The organism is Neobacillus sp. 19 (assembly GCF_049463095.1).
Lineage (GTDB): Bacteria > Bacillota > Bacilli > Bacillales > Cytobacillaceae > Neobacillus.
The window spans coordinates 26,727-50,556 of sequence record NZ_JBMPZU010000009.1 but is presented as its reverse complement, the minus strand read 5'-3'; the positions used below and the strand labels follow the sequence as shown (position 1 = coordinate 50,556).

The following is a 23,830-nucleotide window of genomic DNA, read 5'->3' as shown; positions in this document are numbered from 1 at the left end:
TCATAGTCATGTATTTGCACAAGCGTTAAGCACTTATCGATTGTTTCCTTAAAAAGATCCTGCTTTTTTTCAAGATGATAGAGATCAGACAGCCAAAATTTGCTGAGCATTTGCCCAAAGCTATCCTCGCACCCCAGGAAGAGGGAGTCTGCTTTCTCCAAATATACCCGTGCTTTTGGGAGCCGCTCATTATATATACAGGTAATCCCCATGCAAAGGGTGATTAAAGCTGACAGCCAGACGTCGTGTACCTTTTCTGTCTCCTCCAGCGCCTTTTTGCCGACAGCCAAAGCCCGTTCCAGTTCCCCCCTTATTCCGTATAAAATACAAAGACCCATTAACGGCTCAGCCTTCCCTCTGTTGACACCAAGCTGCTCCATCAGTTCCAATGCCGTATGATAGCAGTTTTCAGCTAAGTGGGATTCATATTTATTTAATATTTGCACGGCGTGACCCATACGGATCCAGCCGCAGGCCTCTACGAACGGTGCTTTAATGCTTATTCCTTGTTGAATCCCCTGCTGTGCAAGCTCCTTCGCCTTTACACCTTCACCCGTAAAAGCTTCGATTAGTGAAAGTAATAAGTCCGTTTCACGGTGGGCTTGGGGCAGAGTGCTGACTATGGAATCCTTTCCCTTTTCTTTATAAAGAATTTTTTTCGCTTCCTCAAATCGGCCGGTTCGCATATACAATCTTGCTTCTAAATTCCCATCTGAATTTACAGCCTTCGTTTTTTGAATCCATTTTTCAGCTTCCGATGCCTTTCCTGAGTTTAATAGATTTTCAGATAGCAAGGAATAGAGTAGACCCTTTTCTTCATCCGTGCTCTTACACCTTTCCCTATAGGCAATCGCCTCGTATAAAAGCCGTTCAGCAAGATGCGGCTGAATGGTATCTAAATAAATCTTTGCTTTCCCTTCTAGTGCCATACTCATCCCAAGGTCATCTTTCTTTTTCTTCGCGCCCATAAAGGACTTTTCATAGCACTCCTCGGCCTCTTGGTATTGGGAACGGTAGCGGTGAATTTCTGCTTTTACATACCAAAGGTGGTAGTACGACTCCAGCTCCACTTCAGGAATTATCGTTAATTGATCATAGAGACTTTCCAGCTTGCCGCTTTCCAGCATCCTTAAGCCATTCTCCTGTAAGATCGAAGCAATCGCTTGATGGTGATGAATTTTTTTATAATGATAAAGCGCTTCCTCCCATAATTGCCTTTTTTCATAAAAACGGGCACATCTTTCGTGGAGTGCTGCATAATGTCCAGGGTCATTTTTTTGAAACATGCTTTCAAGGAAATCTTTAAATAAGGCGTGATAACGGTAGTGGCTTACCCCAATCCTTTGGATAAATAAATTGCGGTCCTTCATTTGCTCAAGCATTGCTGAGGCACCCTGGAGCCCTATAACGTCGGCACACATTTCTTCCTCTATTACATCAAATATGGAAGTTTGCTCAAGGAACTGTTGAATGATGGGCGGCTGTTTTGAAAAAACCTCCATTACGAGATACTGAAAAAAATCCTGCAGAGAGTGGGAGGAATGCTCAAAAAGATCGGAAAGATCCTTTTTTAATGGAATCTGCTGGGCAATCATACAGATCGCGATGACCCATCCTTCTGTCATCTCAAAAATCGTCTGTAAATGAACAGGCTCCATTTCTAAACCATAAAGATCGGTTAGCAGCAGTTCCATTTCCTCCAATGTAAGGACCAAGTCTTCTCGCGATAACTCTAACAGTTGCCCGCAGGCTTTCATTTTCGTCAAATACTTCCAGGCAGGGCGGCTCCGGCTTGAAATGATCAAATGGAGATTGGGCGGGATGTGTTCAAGCAATTTTTCCATCCAGCTATTGATAGTATAGGAATGTTCAATTTGATGAAAATCATCCAAAATAAGCGTAATGTCCGAATCGATTGTGAGGATTTCATTAATAAAAAGGGAACAAAGGACGCTAAGTTCTTCTTCACGAATATAGCGGTCCATTGTCTCCATATAAGCAGTTAATTCCGTTCCAAACGTAGGATTGACGCGGCGAATGGAATGGACGATATAGGTGAGAAAAGGAAGGATATCATCATCCATCGAGGTAAGGGAATACCAACAGCCTAGGATTTTTTCATCTGTCATAAATAAGGCAAGTGCCGTACTTTTTCCAAAACCTGCTCCCGAGTGCATAATTGTCAACGGATAGTCAGGTATCTTCTTCATTTTCCGTGAGAGCTTTGCCCTCCTGATAAAATCATCCTTTACTACTGGAATCCGCAGCTTGGTTTGAATAATTGGCAGCTTCAATTCATCCTCCCTCCCCAATTTTCTTAATATTTACACTATTTTACCATATTACTAATCATTCGGAGAATTTTTTCTCTGTAATAAAATCGATATTCTTGAAAAAAATAGATAGGGAAGAAACAAATTGGGGTGTTGCGCCATTGTCAATCAAAAAGAAGATTCCGTTGATTTTTTGCCTATTGGTTTTTCTTATTCTATTAACCAATAATGCTTTTCACTATTTTCGTTCAAAAAATCAGCTTCTTGATTATAACGAAAAAGTAGTCACGATGATTGTCAAGGAAGTATCTTTCCAAGTAAAAAATACGAAAAATAGCAGTTTGTATGTAGAAGACATTCTTGGAAGGGATTTACGAACAGCCTCATTGGCCATAAAACAGGCACTTCCGGCTCGCTATCAAGATATTACGAACGAACAGCTGGTTGCCTTGGCAAAAGAAACCGGTGTCTCTCATATTACCCTATTAGCTAAAACAAGTGATGATATTGTCGGGGTTAAATCCTCTGACCCACATGAAATTGGCATGGGCACGAAAGGCTGGGGCTATTGGTACGATGCCTATCAGCAGCTGTTTTCCTTAGAACCCGTTTCTGTCGGAAAAGGGATTACCCTCCCCTATTATTGGTCTGGCCCGATTGAGGTCGCTTCTTCTAATCCAGATCATATTGATAAATGGGGCTATTATTTTGATGGGTCGACAAATTATATCATCAATCCCTATTTTCGAGATAAAATAACAGAATATGAAAAGCGTTTTGGCCCGTCTAAAATCATCCAAGACTTTACGAAGGAAGAAGGGATTTTGGAATTAACCGTCTTCAATCCAAAAAACTTTGGAAAAAAGGATGAAGTTGTCCATTTAAACGGAAATAAATATATCCGAATCTCCGCACAGCCGATTTGGTATGGAACATATGCTTTTCGAAACTATACAACTGATGCGCGGTTAATCAAAAAGGCCATCCAAACGAAACAAATGGAATCGTACAGGGACACAATTAATGACAAAATGATTATGAAAACATTCGTACCTGTTTATTCAAAAAATGACCAGCCATTCGTTATTGGACTTGTTTATAATTATGGGCTTATTCATGCCGAACTTGTTCACGAGTTAAAAGTACATATTCTCCTTTCGATTATGATTATGATAATCGTCTTAATCATTAGTTTTCTTTTCTCCCGCTCGATTACCCGGCCGATTGGCTATATCGTTGAGCAAGTGAATGAAATTGCACAAGGAAACTTCGGCAAAAACTTGGAACTAAGGCGTAAAGACGAATTGGGTCTTCTGACCAAAAACGTCAATGCGATGTCGAATCGATTACGCAGTTATGTTGAAGACTTAAATCAGAGCAGAGAACTAATTGAATATCAGGCATATCACGATCCATTGACAGGCTTGTTAAACCGGCGATATTTTCAGGAAAAATTACTTTTATTCGTTGAGCAGGCAGATAAAGCAGGTGAAAAGGTATCTGTATTGTTCATTGATATGGACCGATTTAAACAGGTGAATGATTCTTTAGGACATAATAAAGGCGATGAGATTCTTAAAGTGGTTTCCCAGCGAATCAAGGATTGTTTCCCTGACGATGTCAACACAATCATTACAAGGCAGGGAGGTGACGAATTTATCATATTATTGAAAAACTCTACCTTCACAGAAACGATAGAAGCCGCTGAAGGTTTAGTCAATCATCTTAAAAAGCCCTATTCCTTAAATGACAAAGAAATTTATCTTAGTGCAAGCTGCGGTATTAGTCTTTATCCCGATCATACCCAAAATATCGATACACTTATCATTTATTCTGACTTGGCCATGTATGCTGCTAAAAAAGCCGGCGGTAATAAGGTGACCGTTTATTCTGATAAATTAAATCAGTCCAATATTAACAGACCAAGAATAGAAGCCCGCTTAAGGAATGCCATTGAAAATGAAAAAATCGAAGTATTCTATCAACCGAAAATAAATGTGAAATCCGGTGCTATTTTAGGTGCTGAAGCACTGGTAAGATGGACGGATGAAGAATTTGGATTTGTTTCACCCGAGGTATTCATCCCGATTGCGGAAGATACGGGGCTCATTCAGCCATTATGGGAGCATGTGATGAAGCTCGCCTGCCAGCAGGTTAGCAAATGGAATTCGAAACGTTCCCATCCATTATCTATTTCAGTCAATTTCTCGGCCCGTCAATTTCAGGAACCATCTAGTATGGTCCAACACGTCAAGGAGATTCTTTCAAAAAGCAAGCTGCTGCCGGAGTATTTGGAAATCGAAATTACTGAAAGTATTCTTTTAAATAATTCAGCTGAAATTGTAAGCTCGCTCGAAACCTTACAACAAATAGGCATTTCCGTTTCTATCGATGATTTTGGAACCGGGTACTCTTCCTTAAGCTATTTAAAGGATTTGCCGATTAATACTTTAAAAATTGATAAATCCTTCATCCAGAATATTGATAAGGATTATGGAAATTCAGAGATTCCGGAAGCGATTATTAATCTCGCCCGCAGTCTCCATCTCAACGTCATTGCCGAAGGCGTTGAAGAGGAGTTTCAGAAGGAGTTTTTACTATCGAGAAACTGTGTTCAAATGCAAGGATATTTATTTAGTAAACCATTAAGTAAAGAAGAATTTGAGCAATATCTATTAAAAAAATAAAGGGCAGCTGCCGCTGCCCTGTTTATTTTACAAAATTCTCTATTTCATTTACACAGCTGCCATCATAATCGATCGATAGGCTTTTTACAGTCATATCTGTAAATTCATTATCAAGGGCCTGTGCCAGCTTCTGCCCTTTGCCTTTCTCCGCAAAGCAAATAACCGTTGGCCCCGCACCGCTCAATGCCACACCAAATGCTCCATTCATCTTAGCCTTTTTTTCAATCTCTTGGTAAGAAGCTATGAGCGGTTTTCGATATGGCTGGTGGAAGTGGTCCTGTTCCATCATTTTTCCAGCCAATGTCCAATTATGACTTAAAAGCGCCGCAATCAGAAGATTAGCTGTGGAGGAAGCTTGGACGGCCTCTTGCCGGGAATAACTGGATGGCAAAACATCACGCGATTCCTTAGTCAACAAAATTTCATGCGGTACGACAACCACCAGTTCAAGAGGAAGACTCGTAAATGACAGCATATCGACCTCATTTTGCTCGTAACACCCAATCACAAGCCCTCCGTAAAGGGAGGCACCGACATTGTCCGGATGACCCTCCCACGTTGTCGCATGAAGAAGCTTTTCCTCCTTAGTCAGGTGCAAGCCGCCGACAGCATCGGCAAGTTCAATTCCTGCCACAATGGCTGCTGCACTTGAGCCAAGCCCCCGGGCTAGCGGGATATCACTTGTAACTTTAATTTTACAAGGGGGCAAGTCCACTCCATAATTGGCCGCTGTCTTAATGGCAACTTGACAAATAAAATGACTTTCATCGGTTGGAAAATCCTTCAATTCCTCACATGGTGAAGAGCATTCCCACTGAGTATGTTTCTCAATTTCTAACGTCAAATACAGATTAAGGGCAAGACCCATCGAATCAAATCCCGGCCCAAGATTCGCTGTACTCGCAGGTACTTTAATCATAAAGCGGTCATGTTGCGTCATCCGCGGACAACCCCTCGAATATGATCTGCGACAGCCTTTTCATCGTTTGGTAATTGGACTGGCGTAACAAGACTGCTGTTAATGGCAGTATCAGGATCCTTTAATCCATTCCCTGTTAGGACAGCGACAATCTTCGTACCTTCCCGTATTTTTCCATTTTGGATACTCTTATATACGCCGGCAATCGATGCGCAAGAAGCAGGCTCTGCAAAAACGCCTTCTGTTGCAGCTAATTTTTTATAAGCGGCAACGATTTCTTCATCACTTACTTCATCAAATTGGCCGCGTGATTCCTCAACGGCATTCACAGCTAAATCCCAGCTTGCCGGGTTTCCAATCCGAATCGCTGTTGCGATTGTTTCCGGATGTTCAAAAACACGATTATGAACAAGAGCGGCAGCACCAGCTGCTTCGAAGCCAAACATTCTTGGGAGTCCTGTTTCTTTATGATCGTTATATTCTTTAAATCCTTTCCAATAGGCGCTGATATTTCCGGCATTCCCCACTGGAATCGCTAAGATTTCAGGGGCAGCCCCAAGCTGGTCACACACTTCAAATGCCGCTGTTTTTTGGCCTTCAAGTCGATAGGGATTGACTGAATTAACGAGTGCAATTGGTTCGACCTTGCTAATATTTCGAACCATTTTTAATGCTTCGTCAAAGTTCCCTTCAATCGAGATAATTTCTGCGCCATACATCATTGCTTGCGCCAGTTTTCCCATCGCAATTTTTCCTTCTGGAATGACGACGATACAATTAATACCTGCACGTGCCGCATACGCCGCTGCTGCAGCCGATGTATTTCCTGTTGAAGCGCAGATGACGGTTTTGCTGCCTTCCTCTACTGCTTTGGCAACAGCCATGACCATGCCTCTGTCCTTGAAAGATCCAGTTGGGTTGGCCCCCTCCACTTTTACATACAGCTCAACGCCCCATTCCTGAGAGAGTCTTTCTAACTTGATTAAAGGTGTATTTCCTTCGTTTAATGTAAGTTTAGGTGTTTCTTGATTAATCGGTAAAAATTCTTTATATGCTTCTAATAATCCTGGCCATCTCATCATGATTTCCTCACCACTCTATATGCACTTTTTACTTCTTTTACTGCGCTCAAATCATATAATTCTAGTAAAATTTTATCATAATTGGTTTCTGAAGCTTTATGTGTGACTAACACAATTTCTGATGTCTCGTTTTTCTTAATTGGCAATTGCAGGATTTTTTCAAAACTTACCCCGTATTTGGCAAAAATAGCGGTAATGTCTGCAAATACGCCAACCTCATCCTGGACATGAATCCGCAGGAAATACTTAGAGAACTTTTCCTCGTTATCTTTCAACTGCTTTGGATATTGCGGTGTGACAGCACTTCTTCCGTTTACACCAAGGCGGTAATTTTTAATGACACCAACAAGGTCTGACACAACAGCAGTGGCTGTCGGCAGACTTCCTGCACCAGGCCCATAAAACATCGTTTCGCCAACCGCTTCGCCATATACGTATACCGCATTGTATTCATTCTGGACAGAAGCAAGCGGATGATTATTGGATAGGAATGTAGGAGCTACACTTACCTCGACCTTTTCTCCCTCACGATGGGCATAGCCGATTAATTTCATCGTATAGCCTAATTGTTTCCCATAGCGTAAATCTTCTTCCGTGATACTTGAAATACCGCTTACCTTGACATCCTCCAAATCAATATGCATCGAAAAACCTAATGTAGCGAGAATCGTCATTTTTCGAGCTGCATCAAGGCCTTCTACATCGGCAGTTGGGTCGGATTCTGCAAAGCCAAGCTCCTGGGCTTCTTTCAAGACTTCATTATAAGAACGTCCTTCATCACTCATCTTCGTTAAAATATAATTGGTTGTACCATTAACAATTCCCATCATTTGTGTAATCCGATCAGATGCCAATCCATCGACAAGACCCCGTAAAATAGGAATCCCTCCGGCCACACTAGCTTCATAGAACAGATCACAGCCATGTTCAGAGGCAACCGTTAACAACTCGGAACCGTGCAGGGCCATCAAATCCTTATTGGCCGTTACAACATGCTTTCCTTGACGTAAAGCCGTAATTAAATAATCCTTTGTATCATGTACCCCGCCCATTACCTCAATGACTACATCAATTTCCTTATCATACAGGATCTCATCAGGATTGGATGTTAAACTCTTTGTGTCCACTTCAACCGGTCTGCTTTTATGTACGTCCTGAACGAGAATCTTCTTGACAACAACTGGGCAGCCTACTTGGTGGATTAATTGATCTTGATGATTTTCAATAATTTTAACTACACCTGATCCAACAGTGCCTAAACCTAATAATCCAATCGAGATTGCTTTCATGAATATCCCCCCTGCAAAGTGTCCGCTCACAGCACACAAATGTTTTTCTGTTGTAGACATTATATGACTCTCTTTATTTTTTTACAATAGATTTATTTCTGGATATTTCCGTGAAATCGCTTACTACCGCACTATCATTGGATTGTTCATTTGAACTAAAATTTTTCAGAATAAAAAAGAAAAGTTTTTTCACTTTATACCTTTACAATCCTAAAGAAATAGTTGTAGAATAGTCCCTATATTCTACAACTATTTGAAATTTCTTTCAAATCAGATTTATCGAAATGCGCAAGCGCGCTGTAGTTGGACATTAATCAAGGTCGAAATTTATACATTCATATTTTCTAAAAGTGATGATGAAGACGGCATTAAGAAAACGCCTCAGAGAGCCGGTGGACGCTGCGAACCGGTGCAATTTCTTAGAAAGCCCAGCCCTTCTGAACTGGCTGCTGAACTTTTAAGTAGGTATGCCCGGTAAAAACCGTTACATTGTTGAGGCTGCTTTTATTTTTTCAGCAGCAAAAGAGGGTGGCACCACGTTCATTCACGTCCCTTATAACATGACACTTAGTCTGTTATGAGGGGCGTTTTCTATTTTTAGGAGAAAGGAGAAATTCCCCAAAACGAGACACACAGGTTTTGCTCAGGTTGTGATCGCATAAACGTAGTTAGGAATCATGGGTATTTAGGAAAAAAGCTGAGGAGGCTGGATGAAGCATGTATAAAGTACTTGTAACCGATGGAATTAGCAGCACAGGATTGGTAAGTCTTATTGAGCATCCCCATTTTGTTGTAGAAAGACAGCCTACATTGCCAACTGAGGAGTTAAAAAAGATTATTGGCGATTATGATGCGTTGATTGTGAGAAGCCAAACAAAAGTAACCGAAGACCTGCTCCTCGCTGCAGACCGGCTGCGGGTTATTGCCCGGGCAGGTGTCGGAGTTGATAACATTGATGTCAATGCCGCAACACGAAAAGGAATCATCGTCATTAATGCTCCAGGGGCAAATACGATTGCCGCTACAGAACATACATTAGCAATGATGCTGTCATTAGCTCGAAAAATTCCTCAGGCCCATCAAAAAACGGCTGCCGGTGAATGGGACCGCAATTCGTTTAAAGGAGTGGAATTGTATAAAAAAACGCTTGGTGTCATTGGCATGGGGAAAATTGGTACAGAAGTGGCAAAGCGGGCGAAGAGCTTTGGCATGAATATTTTAGGGTTTGATCCGTATCTAACGGAAGATCGGGCGAAGAAACTGGGAATGACAAAGGCAAGCCTTGATTTAATTGCCAGGGAATCCGATTTTATAACCATTCATACTCCTTTAACAAATGATACAAGAGGATTGATTAATGACGACTACTTAAGCAAAACCAAAAAAGGGGTCCGCTTTGTAAACTGCGCTCGCGGCGGGGTCATCGACGAGAAAGCTTTAGTACGGGCAATTCAAGCCGGTCATGTAGCAGGTGCGGCACTGGATGTGTTTGAAAAAGAACCGGTTGCCGATTTAGAATTACTGCAAAATCCAAACATCATCGTCACACCGCATCTTGGTGCCTCCACTGTCGAAGCCCAGGAAAAGGTAGCACAAGAAGTAAGTGCAGAAATTATTGAGATTTTTGAATCGCAATCGATCCAAAACGCAGTTAATATGCCGCAAATGTCCGGAGAAACTCAGGCAAAGCTTCAACCCTACTTACTGCTCGGGGATCAAATGGGACAGCTCGTGATTCAATTATTAAACAAGCAGGCACCTGCTAAAATCGAAATCAATTACTACGGCGATTTAATTGATGAAGATACGGAATTGCTGACTCGCACTCTCTTAAAAGGCATCCTTTCCTATCATTTAAGCGATTCTGTCAATCTAATAAACGCACTCCATCTGTTGAAGGAACAGGGCGTTTCCTATAATGTCGTGAAAAACGCCTCAAATAAAGGCTTTGCGAATTATATGGAGCTTTCTGTCTCAAATGGATTGGAAACAGCAAAGATTGGCGCAACCGTCCTAAACGGGTATGGTGCAAGGATTTTAAAAATAAACCAATACCGAATTGATGTAAAACCGGAGAAGTTCCTATTATATATTAAGCACCGTGACGTGCCCGGGATGATTGGCAGGGTGGGCTCATTATTGGGAGACTATGGAATCAATATCGGGACGATGCAGGTTGGCCGAACAGAAGTCGGCGGGGAAGCGATCATGGTGTTAACACTTGATAAAGCCTTGGGTACCGAGGTAATTCGTGAGCTGGTTTTAATTGATGGATTAGATGAGGCACAATTACTGGAGTTATCCAATGTTGATTTGATTGAACCTGGGCGGATGCAGCAAGAGAAAGTGGATAGTTTATAGTTTTTTATAAAGAAAGAGGGCTTGCATGTTATTTATTGCATAGCCCTTTTTCCATTATTTTATAGAATGCCCTTAAGTTCCAAAACGGAATCAAGGATATAATCTGCCTCATGCTGTTCAAATTCGCTTCTAGCATCTTTTCCAGAGAGACCTGTTAATACAGCGGCAAACTGACAGCCTAGTTGTCTTGCCGCTAATAGGTCTGCTAAAGAGTCTCCGACCACTAGAACTTCCTCACCGTTTTCAATGGGAACCTTGGTATTCAGACATTCCTGTACCGATGCTCCCTTCCCTTTAAGCCCCATAACGTATGTATACGGATGCGGCTTCGATAAAGATTTCCATTCTGGCAGCTCCTTCTCAGCTGCTAACACCTCATCTGCTGTTACAATTCGATTCTCATCAAAATTCTTCAGCCAATCCAAATGCTGAAAAGGCTGGATTGTTTCAAGTGCCGGCCGGCCAGTTCCGATCCCAATTGTGTATCCTGAGCTAGAAAGGAATTGAAACATGTCTGCAATCTCTTCTCTTGGCGCTAATGTGGTTTCATTTGCAAGGAAGCCATTTTTGCCGGTTTGTACAGAAGGTCTTCCGGTGGACTTAAGGACATGTTCATCACCCACATACCATTCCTGTGAAACATGCTCACAGATCGACCACAGCTCACCCTTCAAGAAAATAGACGTTTCTACCCCTAACTTCTCCCCTGCCAGCACATTTAAGTGGCTGAGCAATTCCTGCTTCATTGCTTCTGACTTCGAAAAATCCTCAAGGAATAAAGCAAAATCCATTTCCACCTTGTAATTACTTAAAACCGTTCCCATCTCTAGCAGAGATTCACGATTAATGGGTGCCTGACACCATTTGGTGATTTTTTCAAACTCCTGATCCTTAATTTGTGATAATAGGTGTATAAGTTGATGGCTAAATGATAAGTAGATCATGTCCCAGTTGGCATTTAAACCCCGGGATTTCATAAATTTGAGGACCTGATCGTTCCGGAATACATGCTCTCTTATTTCCTTTATTTCCTTTTCACTGTAGTCCGTTTTAAAATTAACTGGATTCAGCGCTAAATAATTATCGCTGATCAGCATCTCCCAAACCGTTAAGGCAGACGCATCAAAATAATGTTCTTCGCTTAATAGGACTCCATCTACATCAAATAAAATAGTTTTAATCACATTCATACCCACTTTCCTGAATCTGCTTTATTACGCTATCGTAACACAGCGAAGGTATGGTTTTGAAGTATCTTCTACTTTTCCTTAGCGTTATCCTTTTATCCCCTAGGATTTTCGTATTGCCCATATAAATCTTTAACAGCAGCGATTAGGGCATTAACCGCTTTTCCACGATAACCTTCTCTTATGGCCTCTAAAATATCATCTATTCCGTCCTGAAGGCTGTGGCCTCTTAAAATTTGCTGGACGTAGGCTTTTCCGTGGGCGGTAGCCAGCGTACAGGAGGATTCAATAATGACGCCGTATTTTTTATCCACCTCAACCGTTATGGTCAAGGAATCGAACACACTTTGGGCCGCCATCCCCTGCGGCAGGCGGGAGTGACCCGCGAGGAAATAGGTATTTAAGTTGGTCATGACTGCACCTGCCCTTTTATTAAGCTTTCTTCAAATGGCCAGGCAGGCAGCATTTTTCGAAGCGGTTTGTCCTCGCGAATGCCAAGGGCATATTCCCCCTGCATAATCGTATGAATTTCTCTTGTCCCCTCATAAATAACTGGCGCTTTGGCATTTCGTAAATAACGCTCAACTGGGAATTCATTCGAGAATCCATAAGCGCCATGAATTTGGACGGCATCATTGGCTGCCTCAAGGGCAGCATCGCAGGAGATCCATTTTGCTAAGGAAGTTTCCTTTGTATTGCGTTTGCCATTATTTTTTAACCAGCCGGCTTTAAAAACGAGTAACCGCGAAATTTCAAGATTGGCTGACATTTTTGCGATCATTTGCTGAACGAGCTGATGTCTGCCGATTTCCTTGCCAAATGTTTTTTCGTTCTTCACAGTAGTTAACACTTGCTTCGAGCGAGGCCATGATTGTACCACAAGCTCCTGCTGCTACAGTGAAACGGCCATTATCGAGAGCGGACATCGCAATTTTAAAGCCCTCTCCTTCATACCCCAGCAAATTCGCTGCAGGCACTCTAACATTATCCAAAAATGCTTCTCCCGTATTGCCTGCGCGGATGCCAAGTTTTCCTTTTATCGCCTTGGAGGTGAAGCCTGCAAGTGTCCGTTCGACGATGAAGCAGGAAATACCCCGGTGACCAGCCTTCGGATCTGTTTTGGCAAAAATCAAAAAATGGTCGGCCACATCACATAGGGAAATCCAGGTTTTTGATCCATTTAAAATATAGCTGTCTCCGTCCTTTACAGCCTTTGTCTCCATTGCGGCCACATCCGAACCGGCATTCGGTTCTGTCAGTCCAAAGGCACCGACCTTTTTACCTGCAGCCTGTGGAACGAGATATTTTTGTTTCTGCTCCTCTGTTCCCCACTGCAATAGCGTCATGCTGTTTAATCCTGTATGAACTGAAACAGCCGTGCGGAAGGCAGTATCCCCGCGTTCAAGCTCCTCACAAACAATCGCAAGTGTGTTGTAATCCATGCCGACGCCGCCGTACTCCTCCGGTATGCATACTCCCATGAGCTGGAGATCAGCTAAGCGTTGCAAAATATTTGTGGCAAAATGTCCTTTCTCATCCCACTCCTTAATATATGGAATAATTTCACGGTCAACGAAGGCTCTGACTACCTTTCTTACACTCTTTTGCTCTTCTGTAAATGAAAAATCCATTATCTTTTCCTCCTTAAATAATGTTTTGTTGTTTCAATCGAGCGATTTCCTGTTGTGAAAACCCAAGCTTTAACAGGACTTCCTCCGTGTGTTCCCCATGCAGCGGCGGATGTTTATCGATGTGGATGGGTGAATGTGAAAATTTTAATGGTGAACCGACTAACTTTAAATCCGAAATGACGGGATGCTTAACACTGATTACCATTTCTCTAACACGTGCCTGCTCGGAATCCAATGCCTCTTTCACATTATTGATTGGTCCGTTAGGAATTCCGGCAACATCAAGCAATTGCTTCCACTCTGCTCTTGATTTCGTTTTTATTTTAGCGGCAATGATACGTACTAGTTCTTCCTTATCGTGCAGCCGATCTGAGTTTTTTTCATAGTTTAAAAGGGATGGCTCTTCAAGTAAAATGGTTAGTTTTTGATATTGATGATCATTTCCGACGGCAATGATAAAATCACCATCATTAGCGGTAAACACCTGATATGGCACAATATTGGGGTGGGCATTGCCGAGCCGTTCAGGTATTTGACCAGAACAAAGGTAATTGCTGGCGACATTCACCAGCGCTGCCAATTGGGAATCAAATAAGGAGATGTCCACTTCCTGCCCAACCCCTGTCCGATTCCGGTGCTGGATAGCTCCTAAAATGCCGATACAAGTAAAAAGTCCGGTGAGTACATCCGCAATAGCGACACCAACCTTCGCGGGCTGTCCTTCTTTTTCACCAGTAATACTCATTAAGCCTGACATGGCTTGAATAATATAATCATAGCCTGGCAGATGGGCGTAAGGACCCTCGGAAGATCCGAAACCGCTGATGGAGGCTAAAATAATATCTTCATTGATCTGTTTCAATTCTTGATATCCGAACCCTAGTCTTTCAAGTGTTCCCGGTTTAAAATTTTGTACGACTACATCTGCATCCACTAGGAGCTTCTGTAAAATTTCCTTACCTTGTGGGGATTTCAAGTTTAAGGTAATCCCCTGTTTATTTCGATTTGCACATAGGTAGTAAGCACTCTCGCCTTCAACAAATGGCGGTCCCCAGCCTCTTGTTTCATCCCCTGAATCGACACTTTCAATTTTGATCACCTCTGCCCCCATATCGCCTAACATCATTGTGCAATATGGGCCAGCTAACACGCGGGATAAATCGATTACTTTTATTCCATGGAGCGGGCCTGACACTGGACTTCCTCCTTTCTCCTAAGGTTTCTATTAAAATTGAGTAATCCTCCGTAAAGAGGGATGTAATAGGAAAAAAGCCAGCAAAAACAATCAATGACAAATCAAGGCACTGAATTGTTTCACTGGCTTTTATTCGCGATTTCTCCTCGGGATGGAGGATGAAGCGAACGAGGCAGTTACTTTCTCAAAAATTATAGTAAATCCAATCCAATGGAGATATACTTCACCTCTAAAAACTCTTCAATCCCGAAATGTCCGCCTTCCCGGCCAATTCCTCTCCCCCCAGTATGATAACTACGCTTTCACCTGCTCTATTACCTCTTTAAATGTCCTGACCACTTGATCGACCTCTTCATAGCGAATCGTCAGCGCTGGCTCGATGCGAATCGTCTTCGAGTTTATCAATGTACCTGCGACTAGCACACCGCGGTCAAACATGCCCTTTGACACTTCATACCCGATATCATCTTGATGAAATTCGATGCCAATCATCAAGCCTTGGCCTCTAATTTCCTGCACTTTATCTTCATGACCTTTAGAAGCCTTCTTCAATTCCTCAAGGAAATAGGCCCCGACTTCCCCGGCTCTCTCCGGTAAGTTTTCTTCAATTAATACACCAATCGTTGCGATCGCAGCGGCACAGGCTAGCGGATTCCCGCCGAAGGTAGTCGTGTGCATAAATGGATTCGGGAACCAGCTCTTAAATACCTCTTTTTTTGCAACAATTGCCCCAGCAGGCATGACGCCGCCGCCAAATGCTTTGGCAAGACAGATAATATCCGGCACGACATCAAACAATTCAGCAGCGAACATTTTTCCAGTCCGTCCCATACCCGTTTGCACTTCGTCAAAAATCAACAAGGATCCGTATTGGTCACAAAGCTCGCGAACTTGTTTTAAATACCCCTCTGGCGGAAGGATAATTCCTCCTTCACCTTGAATAGGTTCTAAAATTACCGCTGCCACATCTTCACCAACGGAAGCACATACCTCAAACGTTTTCCGCATCATGTCGATATCGCCGAATGGTACATGACGGAATCCCGGAATCAACGGCAGGAATGGTTTTCGGAACATACCTTTTGCCGTACCGGACAAGGAACCTAAGCTTTTTCCATGGAAGGCACGAGTAGTTGAAATGAATGTTGACCGCTCGCTGTACATTTTTGCTAGTTTAAGTGCAGCCTCAACACTTTCTGTCCCGCTGTTTGTAAAAAAGGCATATTTTAAGTCACCCGGGGTAATATCAGCTAAAATTTTAGCCAGCATCGCACGGAGCGGGTCAAGTAAATCCTGGCTATGAAGGGCCTGACGCTTTAATTGATCAGTTACCGCTTTTACCACCTTCGGATTGCGGTGACCGACATTATAAATACCGAAGCCGCCAAGACAGTCAATATACTCTTTGCCATTTACATCCTTAAAACAAGAACCGTTATCAGACCATTCGACTGCCGCAAATTGACCGCCTTCTGTAACGGTTTTACGGTATTCCAGGAATCCCGGATTTACGTGTTCGCGGAAGCCATCCACCGTTTCCTTTGTAATCCATTCTGCTTCTGCTTGATTAATATTCTCTTTTTCTATTAAACCTAGAACCTTATTAATATATTCACTCACATGTTGATTTTGCTTATTTTTTATATCGATACTCATAATTTGTCTTCCTCCTCTTGTATTAGTTTGAAAACCAGCCGACCGGCTCAACCTGCAAATTAATGTTAATTTGTTTAATTTCTTGGAATTCCTCTAGGCCAAATGTTCCGAGACTGCGGCCAATCCCGCTTTGTTTATAGCCGCCCCATGGTGCTTCATTATAAGTAGGATGATAAGAATTCAACCAGGTTATCCCGGCACGCAGCTTTTTTATCACCCGCAATCCCTTGGCACCGTCTTTCGTGAACACCGCACCGGCCAATCCGTAAACGGTTCCATTTGCCAGCTTAAGAGCTTCTTCTTCATCCTTAAATTTTTGAATAACGACAACCGGTCCGAATATTTCTTCTTGGACGATTTTCATCTCTTGCTTTACATCAACGAAAACAGTTGGTTCGACAAAATAACCCTTTTCCAAACCATCACGAACGATGCGATTTCCACCGCAAGCAATCGTGGCACCTTCTTGTTTTCCATGTTCGATATAGTGAAGTACTTTTTCCAAATGCTGTTCGCTTACAAGCGGGCCCATTTCAGTGGAGGGATCATTTCCCTGCCCAACCTGAATTTTCTTTGCCCTCTCAACAAATCGTTCAATAAATTGATCATAAATACTTTCTTCAACTAAAATCCTCGACCCGGCTGAACATACTTGACCGGAACCGGCATAAATGCCAAACAAGGCATAATCAACAGCGGTTTCAAAGTCCGCGTCAGCAAAAATAATATTCGGTGATTTGCCGCCCAATTCGAGCGATACTTTTTTCATCGTGTCGGCAGCCGTTTTCATGATATGCTTTCCTGTTTTCGTTCCACCGGTAAACGAAACCATGTCCACCTCAGGATGGGAAGCGATTTCATTTCCAACCACAGGACCAGCACCCATCACCATATTGGCGACCCCTTTTGGCAAACCAACCTCTTCAAAAATTTCAAACAGCTTTTTCGGTGTAACAGGTGTAACTTCTGATGGTTTAAAGACAATCGTGTTTCCTGCAGCTAAGGCAGGGGCGATTTTCCAAACACTCATTAACAACGGATAGTTCCACGGAACAATTAAGCCGCAAACACCAACAGGCTCGCGGACGACCATGGCCTGCATCGGATCGGCGACATGGTATGTCTGACCGTCAGGTTTCGTAATCAGTCCTGCATAATAACGGAAGCAGGCGGCCGCATCTGCGACATCGAAACCAGCTTCCCGTAACGGCTTCCCGTTATCCATCGTTTCAAGTTCGGTTAACTCATCAGCATATTCATCAATTTTGTCGGCGATTTTAAATAAATAGGACGCTCTTTCCTGAGTGGAAATACCGGACCAAACTCCTGCTTCGAATGCTTTACGTGCCGCAAAAATGGCTGCACGGGCATCAGAGACCGTACCTTCGGGGGCATAGGAAATCACTTCTCCATTTGCGGGATTTAACACTGGGCGTGTTTCTTGATTTTCAGCATCCTTCCACTTACCATCAATAAACATTTTTAGGCTGCCAACTCGGTTTTTGACCTCGACCATTTTCAATTCCTCCTTTATTCACCCTCACTAACTAATATTGCAAGAAGTGTGCCAACACATAAACCCTAGCAATATAGCATCTGTTGCAAAAAGAACTATTCAATTTTGCATAACCATATTTCTCGGTGCATAAAAAAACTGATCCAGACAAAATCATCTGAATCAGCTTTCTGTTAAAGGGTAGTTACGTTTTCAAGTTTACTATTTTTCTCGGTCACTATTTTTTGATATTTCCTGCTGACGGAGGATTGGCTGATTCCTAGTGCTTTTGCCGCTTTGGTTGTTGTTTTGTATTGGTTCATTGCCATAATGATCAGCTGTTCCTCGACATGATCAATCGCATCCTGCAAGGGAATCACACGGGTAATGACCGGTTTCATTTTTGTATGTTCATAACCTAATGACAAAAATTGACTGACGAACTCTGCGTCAATGGCCTGATGATCAGCTGTCACGACTAATCGTTCAATAATGTTTTGCAGTTCCCGTACGTTCCCTGGCCATGAATAAAATTCAAGTACATTAATGGCATCCGGCGTTAAATGATAGTTCCGATCGTATTTTTCATTCAGCTGCTGGAGGAAATGGAAGGCCAGCAGGGAAATGTCCTCCGTCCGCTCCCTTAGTGCGGGTATATGTATCGGAATGACATTTAAGCGATAGTATAAATCCTCGCGGAATCTTCCTTCCTCCACCATTTTCGCTAAGTTTTTATTGGTAGCAGTGATAATTTGCACATTAACCTTCATCGGGGTTGTGCTCCCAACAGGGATGACCTCCTGCTCCTGCAACACACGTAGTAATTTTACCTGCAGGTGGACAGGCATCTCACCGATTTCATCAAGAAACAGAATACCGCCATCAGCCTGTTTGAAATAACCCTCTTTTCCATTTTTGTCGGCACCCGTAAAAGCGCCCTTCGCATAGCCGAACAGCTCACTTTCAAGCAAGTTTTCCGGAATCGCCCCGCAGTTTAATTTAAGAAACGGGTTTTGGGAACGCTTTCCTAATTGGTGAATCGCTTGGGCAATGACTTCTTTTCCGACCCCGGATTCCCCATGGAGCAGGACGGTTGAGGAAAAATCAGCAATTTTCTTTACTTGGTTCATGATCTTTTCCATTTTTGGACTGCAATAAATTAACTTTTTCAAAAAACGATCCTTGCTCTTAAAATCATCTAATTCCTTCTTATATTGTTCCGATATTTTGCGCATTTCCTGCAGTTCGCTTTTTAGCCGCGTTGTTTCCGTAATATCACGTGAAGCAACGATAATCCGGTCCAGTTCATTTTTTTCATTAAAAACAGGATTGCCTACAGCCAAAATTTTTCTGCCATTAAGTGTTTCCTGGACAACGGACACCTTTTTCTTTTTTGCGATGACAAGCCTTGTGACAGATGGAGTAAAGAGGCCGCGGTCTTCAAGCTCAAGGATGTTTTTTCCAATCAGCTCTTTTAAATCGACATTCCAAAAATCTTGAATGATATTTTCGCTGTATCGGATCAACTCTCCTTTCGCATTCACAACAAGAATTTCATCATAAATACTGGATAGAATCGCATTTAAGTCCTTATTTAAATCTTTAATGTATTCAATTTCCATCGCCATTTCCTCAACCATTGGCAAGTCTTGGACAACGATAATGATTCCATCGACTTCGTTGTTATAGTTCAGAATCGGGCTATAGTCGACAAGTACGCCCATTTCGTTGGTGATTTCAAGATGGTTGAGAAGCGTCTTTCCTGTTGAAAATACTTTATTAATGTGTGAGGCGCTAAAAATAGTTTCTGCAGGAAAATTCAGCACCTTTTCGGCAGTCGATTTAATCATTTTTAAACCAGCATCATTGCAATTAATGATTCGTTTTTCTTTATCTAAAATAAAAATCCCCATGGGAATCGAGGTCAGGATAATTTTTAGCAAGTCGACACTTTTATTTTCCTGTTTAAACAGCTCTGCCAGGACGTCCTCTCTCCGAATGTAACCTGAAGGTCTTCCATCCTCACCCTTAATAATCGCAAACGGTTCGCCGATGATTTGAAATAAAACAGGTAAGGAAATATGATCGCTCAGATGACAGATACTTTCGAGTGGTTTGGCATGTTCAAGCAGGAGTTCAACCGTTGAAGCCTCTTTTTCCAGCTTCCCGATTATCACATAGGCAAATAAATGATGATCCTTTTTTAAAAATAAAAACGGTTCTTTAAGGTTACTTAAGGTCGAACGCAAAACTTCTTCACTTTCGTCAATAGCCACTGAAATAATGGGCTTCAGCTTTTCTTTTGCCACGGAAAACATCGTTACCTTCCCCCCTACAACCTTGCTATTCTAATACTACCATTTGATTCAGAATTGTTAAAATAATATTGTAGAAAAAGAAGAGAAGATGTGAGGGAACCCGCATCTTCTCTTCTTTTTCTAGCCATTAATCACTTCCGGTAACAAACAGATCTTCTTTTATATACGCAAGTACCATTCCTGGAATAACATCATCACCCTCTTGAACTTCCAGGGATTCTATTTCCCCGCTCACTCTAGTTTGAATCATTTCCAAATTGCCGGATTTTGTCTTTATCGCAAACAATGATTCCCACTCATAAAATCTTGACTCACACTTTACGGAAATGCTTTCCACCCTCCCATAGCACGGGCTGAGGACCACGCCAAAACACATCAAGCTCACCCCCAATTTAGTATTGTTCCTGAAACGGCCTAGTCTGATTAGAGTGAAGAAGTTCTCTCAGCGTCATCAATATTTAAATCGGCAATTTTGATTTTAAAGAATTTTGTTTGGAAAACCATATAGATGACACCAATGACAATCCAAACAATCCCTCCGATGAGGGCATCCGCTTGTAAGTTATACCACAAAACTCCTGTTAAACCGGCACCTAGGATCGGCATGATCAGATAGGAGAAAATATCCTTTGCCGTTTTGTATCTTTTTAAACGGAAGACGAAGTGGGCAATGACGGACAGATTAACGAATGTAAATGCAATCAAGGCGCCGAAGTTAATGAAAGAAGAAATTAACTCAAGGCTTGGCGCGATGGCAAGCAGAGAAACTACGCCAACGAGAATGACATTGAAAACTGGGGTTCGGAATTTGGGATGAACATAACCGAAGGCCTTTTTTGGCAGGACGCCATTTCGGCCCATTACATACAAAAGCCGTGATACGCTCGCATGTGACGCTAGTCCGGAAGCGACTGTTGCAGCAAAAGCACCGGAAAGGAAAATCAGTTTGAAAACCGTGCCGCCGACAAACATTCCAATTTCCGGCAGGGTGTCATCTGTTACTATAAAGCCTGAGATATCTGGAAATAAGGCTTGTGCGAAATAACTGCAAACGAAAAAGATACCACCGCCGATAAAGACAGTTAACATAATCGCCTTTGGCAGCGTTTTTTGATCAACGGCTTCCTCCGCATACATGGTGACCGCATCAAATCCGATAAACGAGAAACAAACCACTGTTGCCCCTGTCAAAATAGCCCCAAGCTGAATGTTTGAGTGGAAAAGCGGTTCCGTTGTGAAAATGGTTCCTTGGCCCATGCCCTTGGAAAGCTGTAAAAATGCAAGCACAATAAAGGCCGCAATTAAGACAATTTCAAAAATAACAAGCAGCGAGTTTAAACTCGATGTTTTCCCCATGCTCCAGGCATTAATAGCTGTGACGCTGGCAACATATACGACCACCCAAATCCATGCCGGAACATCCGGGAAGACCGAAACCATATAAATACGAATAATCAGGGCATTTACCATCGGCAGTAAAATATAATCAAGCAGGGCTGCCCAGCCAACGATGAATCCGAGATGCGGGCTCATCGTCTCTCGTGTATACGTATAGGCCGATCCTGCGCTTGGAAATACCTGTACCATTTTTCCATAACTAATTGCCGTAAACAGCATCACAACCAAAGCAGCCAGGTACGCAAGCGGCACAACACCATTTGTTTCTTTAGACACAATCCCAAATGTATCAAACACAATCGTTGGTGTCATATAGCCTAATCCAAGCATCACAATTGCCCAGAGTCCAAGTGAACGCTTAAGAGTGGTATTCTCCAATTTAATCAACTCTCCTTTTTGTCACCGTATTCGGTAATCCGCATCCCATCGAAAGCACTTACATTTCATTTATCACTTGAATCATACTTATTTGTTGTTGTTCCTCCTCTCATATAAATTTGAATTCTAATTATTTAAAATCGTTGCAATTTTCATACCAAATTTAAATTTATTCCCTTTCACTGCTTAAATCGTTTCATCTCTACTTTCTGTCATCTATGTCCCATCTTTAAAAGCATAAATCTTATGTAAAAATGCATAAGCTACTCAGATTTGAATAAAGAATTGAAAAAAGCGACAAAAACAGCGGAATTTGTTTCTTTCCTATAAGAACAAAAAAAGCAGCGAAATTCCAATTGTTGGAATTCACTGCTTTTTTGTTTAAATGTTTCATTTTTTGAAAAAGCTATAATGTCAGCGAAGCTTATTTTGCAAAACGGTGGTTACCGATCGTTACTGTTACTTCACGTGAAGTAATCCACTGACTTGTAGATGTTTTTGGATTATAGAAAAATAATGATCCATTCCCTTGTCCTCTGAATGCTAATGCCTCATTCACCGCTTGCTTTGATGCAGCATCGGCAGGTTGATTAATTTGACCATTTTGGACAGGTGTAAAGGCATAGTGCCCGTTTGAGATTTGATAAATAACTTCCCTAATCGAATTCGGGAAATCAGGACTTGCTACTCTATTCATGATAACAGTAGCTACTGCTACTTTTCCAGCATATGGTTCGCCAACTGCTTCAGCACGAACGAGACGTGCCATTAAATCCTTTTCAGCAGCTGTAACAGTAGAATTAGGGATTACTAGATTTTGACCGACATAAAGCGCACTGTTCTTAGCATTGTTTGCTTTCATTAAACTATTCACAGGAACACCGAATTTAGTGGCGATTTTCCAATACGTTTCACCAGATTGTACTTTATGATTAGTTGTTGCCGCTTCACTTGTTCCGTTTAATGTAAAAGCTGACAATGATAGAATCATTCCCGTTGCAATCACTAGTTTTTTAAGTTTGTTTAGTTTTTTCATAGTATCGACCTCCAACTTTTCGTTTGTCCGTGTCTCTAGTACTAACCCTACCAGTTGTAACATTCTTATTCATCGTCCAATAATTGGTAATGTATCGGCTGCTAATTTGAACCCTGCCATCATAACTTTTGTCTATCGATTGGAATAATCAACCAATCACTCATTTTTACCTAAATATTCCTTACATGGATAGTTAAACCTCCTTTATTACATATTGTTGTATGCATGTAATATAGAAAAAGCTTGTTTACAGAAAAATCTTCACCAATTCGACACCAAATTCATTGAATTGATACAAGATTCCTTGAAGATTTTTGGTAATAATATAATAGAAGGATATTTTAGGGAGGTTTATAAATGGAAAATCAGTTAGTCAGCGTACTGAACAAGCAAATTGCCAATTGGTCTATCATGTATATGAAATTACATAACTACCATTGGTATGTGAAAGGCGGGCAATTTTTCACCCTCCATGTTAAATTTGAGGAATTTTACAATGAAGCAGGGCTTCATGTTGATGAATTAGCAGAACGCTTACTCGCAATCGGCGGAAATCCTGTTGCAACTATGAGAGAATGCCTGGAAATTTCATCAATTCAAGAAGCATCCGGTAATGAAGCCGCAGATGAAATGGTTCAGTCCGTTATCAATGACTTCTCCATTATTATTGGTGAATTGAAGGAAGGCATGAGTCTTGCCGGGGAACTAGATGACGAAACAACCGGCGATATGCTGCTTGCGATTCATTCCGGTCTAGAAAAACATGTGTGGATGCTGACAGCATTCCTGGGTAAAACAATTTAGTCCACCATCAGTCCAAGGACACCTGGCCCCGTTTTCATGGGGCCAGGTGTCCTTTTTATTGTCAGAATCTGTCGGAAACTGTACAATTTTAACTAACTAACATCCGTCCTATTAAATGGAA

Annotated in this window: 16 protein-coding genes, 1 pseudogene and 1 other annotated feature; of the genes and pseudogenes, 3 read left to right on the top strand and 14 right to left on the bottom strand. The window is 42.0% G+C overall.

Annotated elements, in window-relative coordinates; translation table 11 throughout:
• Positions 1 to 2,294 (bottom strand): transcriptional regulator (locus tag ACO1D1_RS01520; protein WP_423334678.1); only part of this gene is annotated, 2,294 nt, incomplete at its 3' end.
• 95 nt (positions 2,295 to 2,389) lie between these two features.
• Here ACO1D1_RS01520 and ACO1D1_RS01515 point away from each other — a divergent pair.
• Positions 2,390 to 4,960 carry a bifunctional diguanylate cyclase/phosphodiesterase gene (locus tag ACO1D1_RS01515; protein ID WP_423334677.1) on the top strand — a complete coding sequence of 857 codons (2,571 nt, stop codon included), beginning with the start codon at positions 2,390 to 2,392 and terminating at the stop codon, positions 4,958 to 4,960.
• Between the two features lie 22 nt (positions 4,961 to 4,982).
• Here ACO1D1_RS01515 and thrB read toward each other — a convergent pair whose 3' ends face one another.
• The 3 genes from thrB to ACO1D1_RS01500 are packed head-to-tail and all read right to left on the bottom strand — an operon-like array spanning position 4,983 to position 8,250.
• Positions 4,983 to 5,900: a homoserine kinase gene (gene thrB / locus ACO1D1_RS01510; protein WP_149871378.1), complete on the bottom strand. Its 918-nt coding sequence runs from the start codon at positions 5,898 to 5,900 to the stop codon at positions 4,983 to 4,985.
• Positions 5,897 to 6,958 carry a threonine synthase gene (gene thrC / locus ACO1D1_RS01505; protein ID WP_149872780.1) on the bottom strand — a complete coding sequence of 354 codons (1,062 nt, stop codon included), beginning with the start codon at positions 6,956 to 6,958 and terminating at the stop codon, positions 5,897 to 5,899. Before thrC ends, thrB begins: the two co-directional genes overlap by 4 nt.
• Complete coding sequence (locus ACO1D1_RS01500) at positions 6,958 to 8,250, bottom strand: homoserine dehydrogenase (RefSeq protein WP_149871379.1); 1,293 nt, start codon at positions 8,248 to 8,250, stop codon at positions 6,958 to 6,960. Before ACO1D1_RS01500 ends, thrC begins: the two co-directional genes overlap by 1 nt.
• Positions 8,251 to 8,594: 344 nt before the next feature.
• Positions 8,595 to 8,807, top strand: a binding site (T-box leader).
• A 160-nt stretch (positions 8,808 to 8,967) separates the two neighbouring features.
• Here ACO1D1_RS01500 and serA point away from each other — a divergent pair.
• The gene (serA, locus tag ACO1D1_RS01495) at positions 8,968 to 10,611 is read left to right on the top strand and encodes a phosphoglycerate dehydrogenase (RefSeq protein WP_423334676.1); all 1,644 of its coding nucleotides are present in this window, start codon (positions 8,968 to 8,970) and stop codon (positions 10,609 to 10,611) included.
• Positions 10,612 to 10,670: 59 nt separating this feature from the next.
• On the opposite strand, the gene ACO1D1_RS01490 is transcribed toward serA, so the two are convergent.
• The 10 genes and pseudogenes from ACO1D1_RS01490 to ACO1D1_RS01445 all read right to left on the bottom strand — a co-directional run bounded on the left by ACO1D1_RS01490 (position 10,671) and on the right by ACO1D1_RS01445 (position 22,905).
• On the bottom strand, positions 10,671 to 11,795 hold the full coding sequence (locus ACO1D1_RS01490) for an HAD family hydrolase (RefSeq protein ID WP_149872781.1): 1,125 nt from the start codon (positions 11,793 to 11,795) through the stop codon (positions 10,671 to 10,673).
• Positions 11,796 to 11,893: 98 nt separating this feature from the next.
• Positions 11,894 to 12,211, bottom strand: coding sequence for a DUF3870 domain-containing protein (locus tag ACO1D1_RS01485; protein ID WP_149871381.1), 318 nt, complete (start codon positions 12,209 to 12,211; stop codon positions 11,894 to 11,896).
• A pseudogene (locus tag ACO1D1_RS01480) lies at positions 12,208 to 13,429 on the bottom strand (acyl-CoA dehydrogenase family protein). The gene ACO1D1_RS01485 and the pseudogene ACO1D1_RS01480 overlap by 4 nt, the downstream one beginning before the upstream one ends.
• Positions 13,430 to 13,442: 13 nt before the next feature.
• A complete protein-coding gene (locus ACO1D1_RS01475) occupies positions 13,443 to 14,624 on the bottom strand; it encodes a CaiB/BaiF CoA transferase family protein (RefSeq protein WP_149871383.1) in 1,182 nt (393 codons plus the stop codon).
• A 294-nt stretch (positions 14,625 to 14,918) separates the two neighbouring features.
• The gene (locus tag ACO1D1_RS01470; RefSeq protein ID WP_149871384.1) at positions 14,919 to 16,280 is read right to left on the bottom strand and encodes a putrescine aminotransferase; all 1,362 of its coding nucleotides are present in this window, start codon (positions 16,278 to 16,280) and stop codon (positions 14,919 to 14,921) included.
• Positions 16,281 to 16,302: 22 nt separating this feature from the next.
• Positions 16,303 to 17,796, bottom strand: coding sequence for an aldehyde dehydrogenase family protein (locus ACO1D1_RS01465; protein WP_149871385.1), 1,494 nt, complete (start codon positions 17,794 to 17,796; stop codon positions 16,303 to 16,305).
• Between the two features lie 173 nt (positions 17,797 to 17,969).
• Positions 17,970 to 20,093, bottom strand: a complete 2,124-nt coding sequence (locus ACO1D1_RS01460; RefSeq protein WP_149871386.1) for a sigma 54-interacting transcriptional regulator — start codon at positions 20,091 to 20,093, stop codon at positions 17,970 to 17,972.
• Positions 20,094 to 20,220: 127 nt separating this feature from the next.
• Entirely contained in the window at positions 20,221 to 20,469 is a 249-nt protein-coding gene (locus ACO1D1_RS01455) for a hypothetical protein (RefSeq protein ID WP_149871387.1), read from the bottom strand.
• Between the two features lie 47 nt (positions 20,470 to 20,516).
• Positions 20,517 to 21,869 carry an APC family permease gene (locus tag ACO1D1_RS01450; RefSeq protein WP_423334675.1) on the bottom strand — a complete coding sequence of 451 codons (1,353 nt, stop codon included), beginning with the start codon at positions 21,867 to 21,869 and terminating at the stop codon, positions 20,517 to 20,519.
• Positions 21,870 to 22,293: 424 nt separating this feature from the next.
• Positions 22,294 to 22,905: a cell wall hydrolase gene (locus tag ACO1D1_RS01445; RefSeq protein ID WP_149871389.1), complete on the bottom strand. Its 612-nt coding sequence runs from the start codon at positions 22,903 to 22,905 to the stop codon at positions 22,294 to 22,296.
• A gap of 357 nt (positions 22,906 to 23,262) precedes the next feature.
• On the opposite strand from ACO1D1_RS01445, the gene ACO1D1_RS01440 reads away from it, so the two are divergent.
• Positions 23,263 to 23,709, top strand: a complete 447-nt coding sequence (locus tag ACO1D1_RS01440) for a Dps family protein (protein WP_149871390.1) — start codon at positions 23,263 to 23,265, stop codon at positions 23,707 to 23,709.
• The last annotated feature ends 121 nt before the right edge of the window (positions 23,710 to 23,830 follow it).

Excerpts from the sequence above, each read along its gene's own strand:
- thrB (WP_149871378.1), bottom strand. The coding sequence starts at position 5,900 with ATGACGCAACATGACCGCTTTATGATTAAAGTACCTGCGAGTACAGCG.
- thrC (WP_149872780.1), bottom strand. The coding sequence starts at position 6,958 with ATGAGATGGCCAGGATTATTAGAAGCATATAAAGAATTTTTACCGATT.
- ACO1D1_RS01500 (WP_149871379.1), bottom strand. The coding sequence starts at position 8,250 with ATGAAAGCAATCTCGATTGGATTATTAGGTTTAGGCACTGTTGGATCA.
- serA (WP_423334676.1), top strand. The coding sequence starts at position 8,968 with ATGTATAAAGTACTTGTAACCGATGGAATTAGCAGCACAGGATTGGTA.
- ACO1D1_RS01485 (WP_149871381.1), bottom strand. The coding sequence starts at position 12,211 with ATGACCAACTTAAATACCTATTTCCTCGCGGGTCACTCCCGCCTGCCG.
- ACO1D1_RS01470 (WP_149871384.1), bottom strand. The coding sequence starts at position 16,280 with ATGAGTATCGATATAAAAAATAAGCAAAATCAACATGTGAGTGAATAT.
- ACO1D1_RS01465 (WP_149871385.1), bottom strand. The coding sequence starts at position 17,796 with ATGGTCGAGGTCAAAAACCGAGTTGGCAGCCTAAAAATGTTTATTGAT.
- ACO1D1_RS01460 (WP_149871386.1), bottom strand. The coding sequence starts at position 20,093 with ATGTTTTCCGTGGCAAAAGAAAAGCTGAAGCCCATTATTTCAGTGGCT.
- ACO1D1_RS01455 (WP_149871387.1), bottom strand. The coding sequence starts at position 20,469 with ATGTGTTTTGGCGTGGTCCTCAGCCCGTGCTATGGGAGGGTGGAAAGC.
- ACO1D1_RS01445 (WP_149871389.1), bottom strand. The coding sequence starts at position 22,905 with ATGAAAAAACTAAACAAACTTAAAAAACTAGTGATTGCAACGGGAATG.
- ACO1D1_RS01440 (WP_149871390.1), top strand. The coding sequence starts at position 23,263 with ATGGAAAATCAGTTAGTCAGCGTACTGAACAAGCAAATTGCCAATTGG.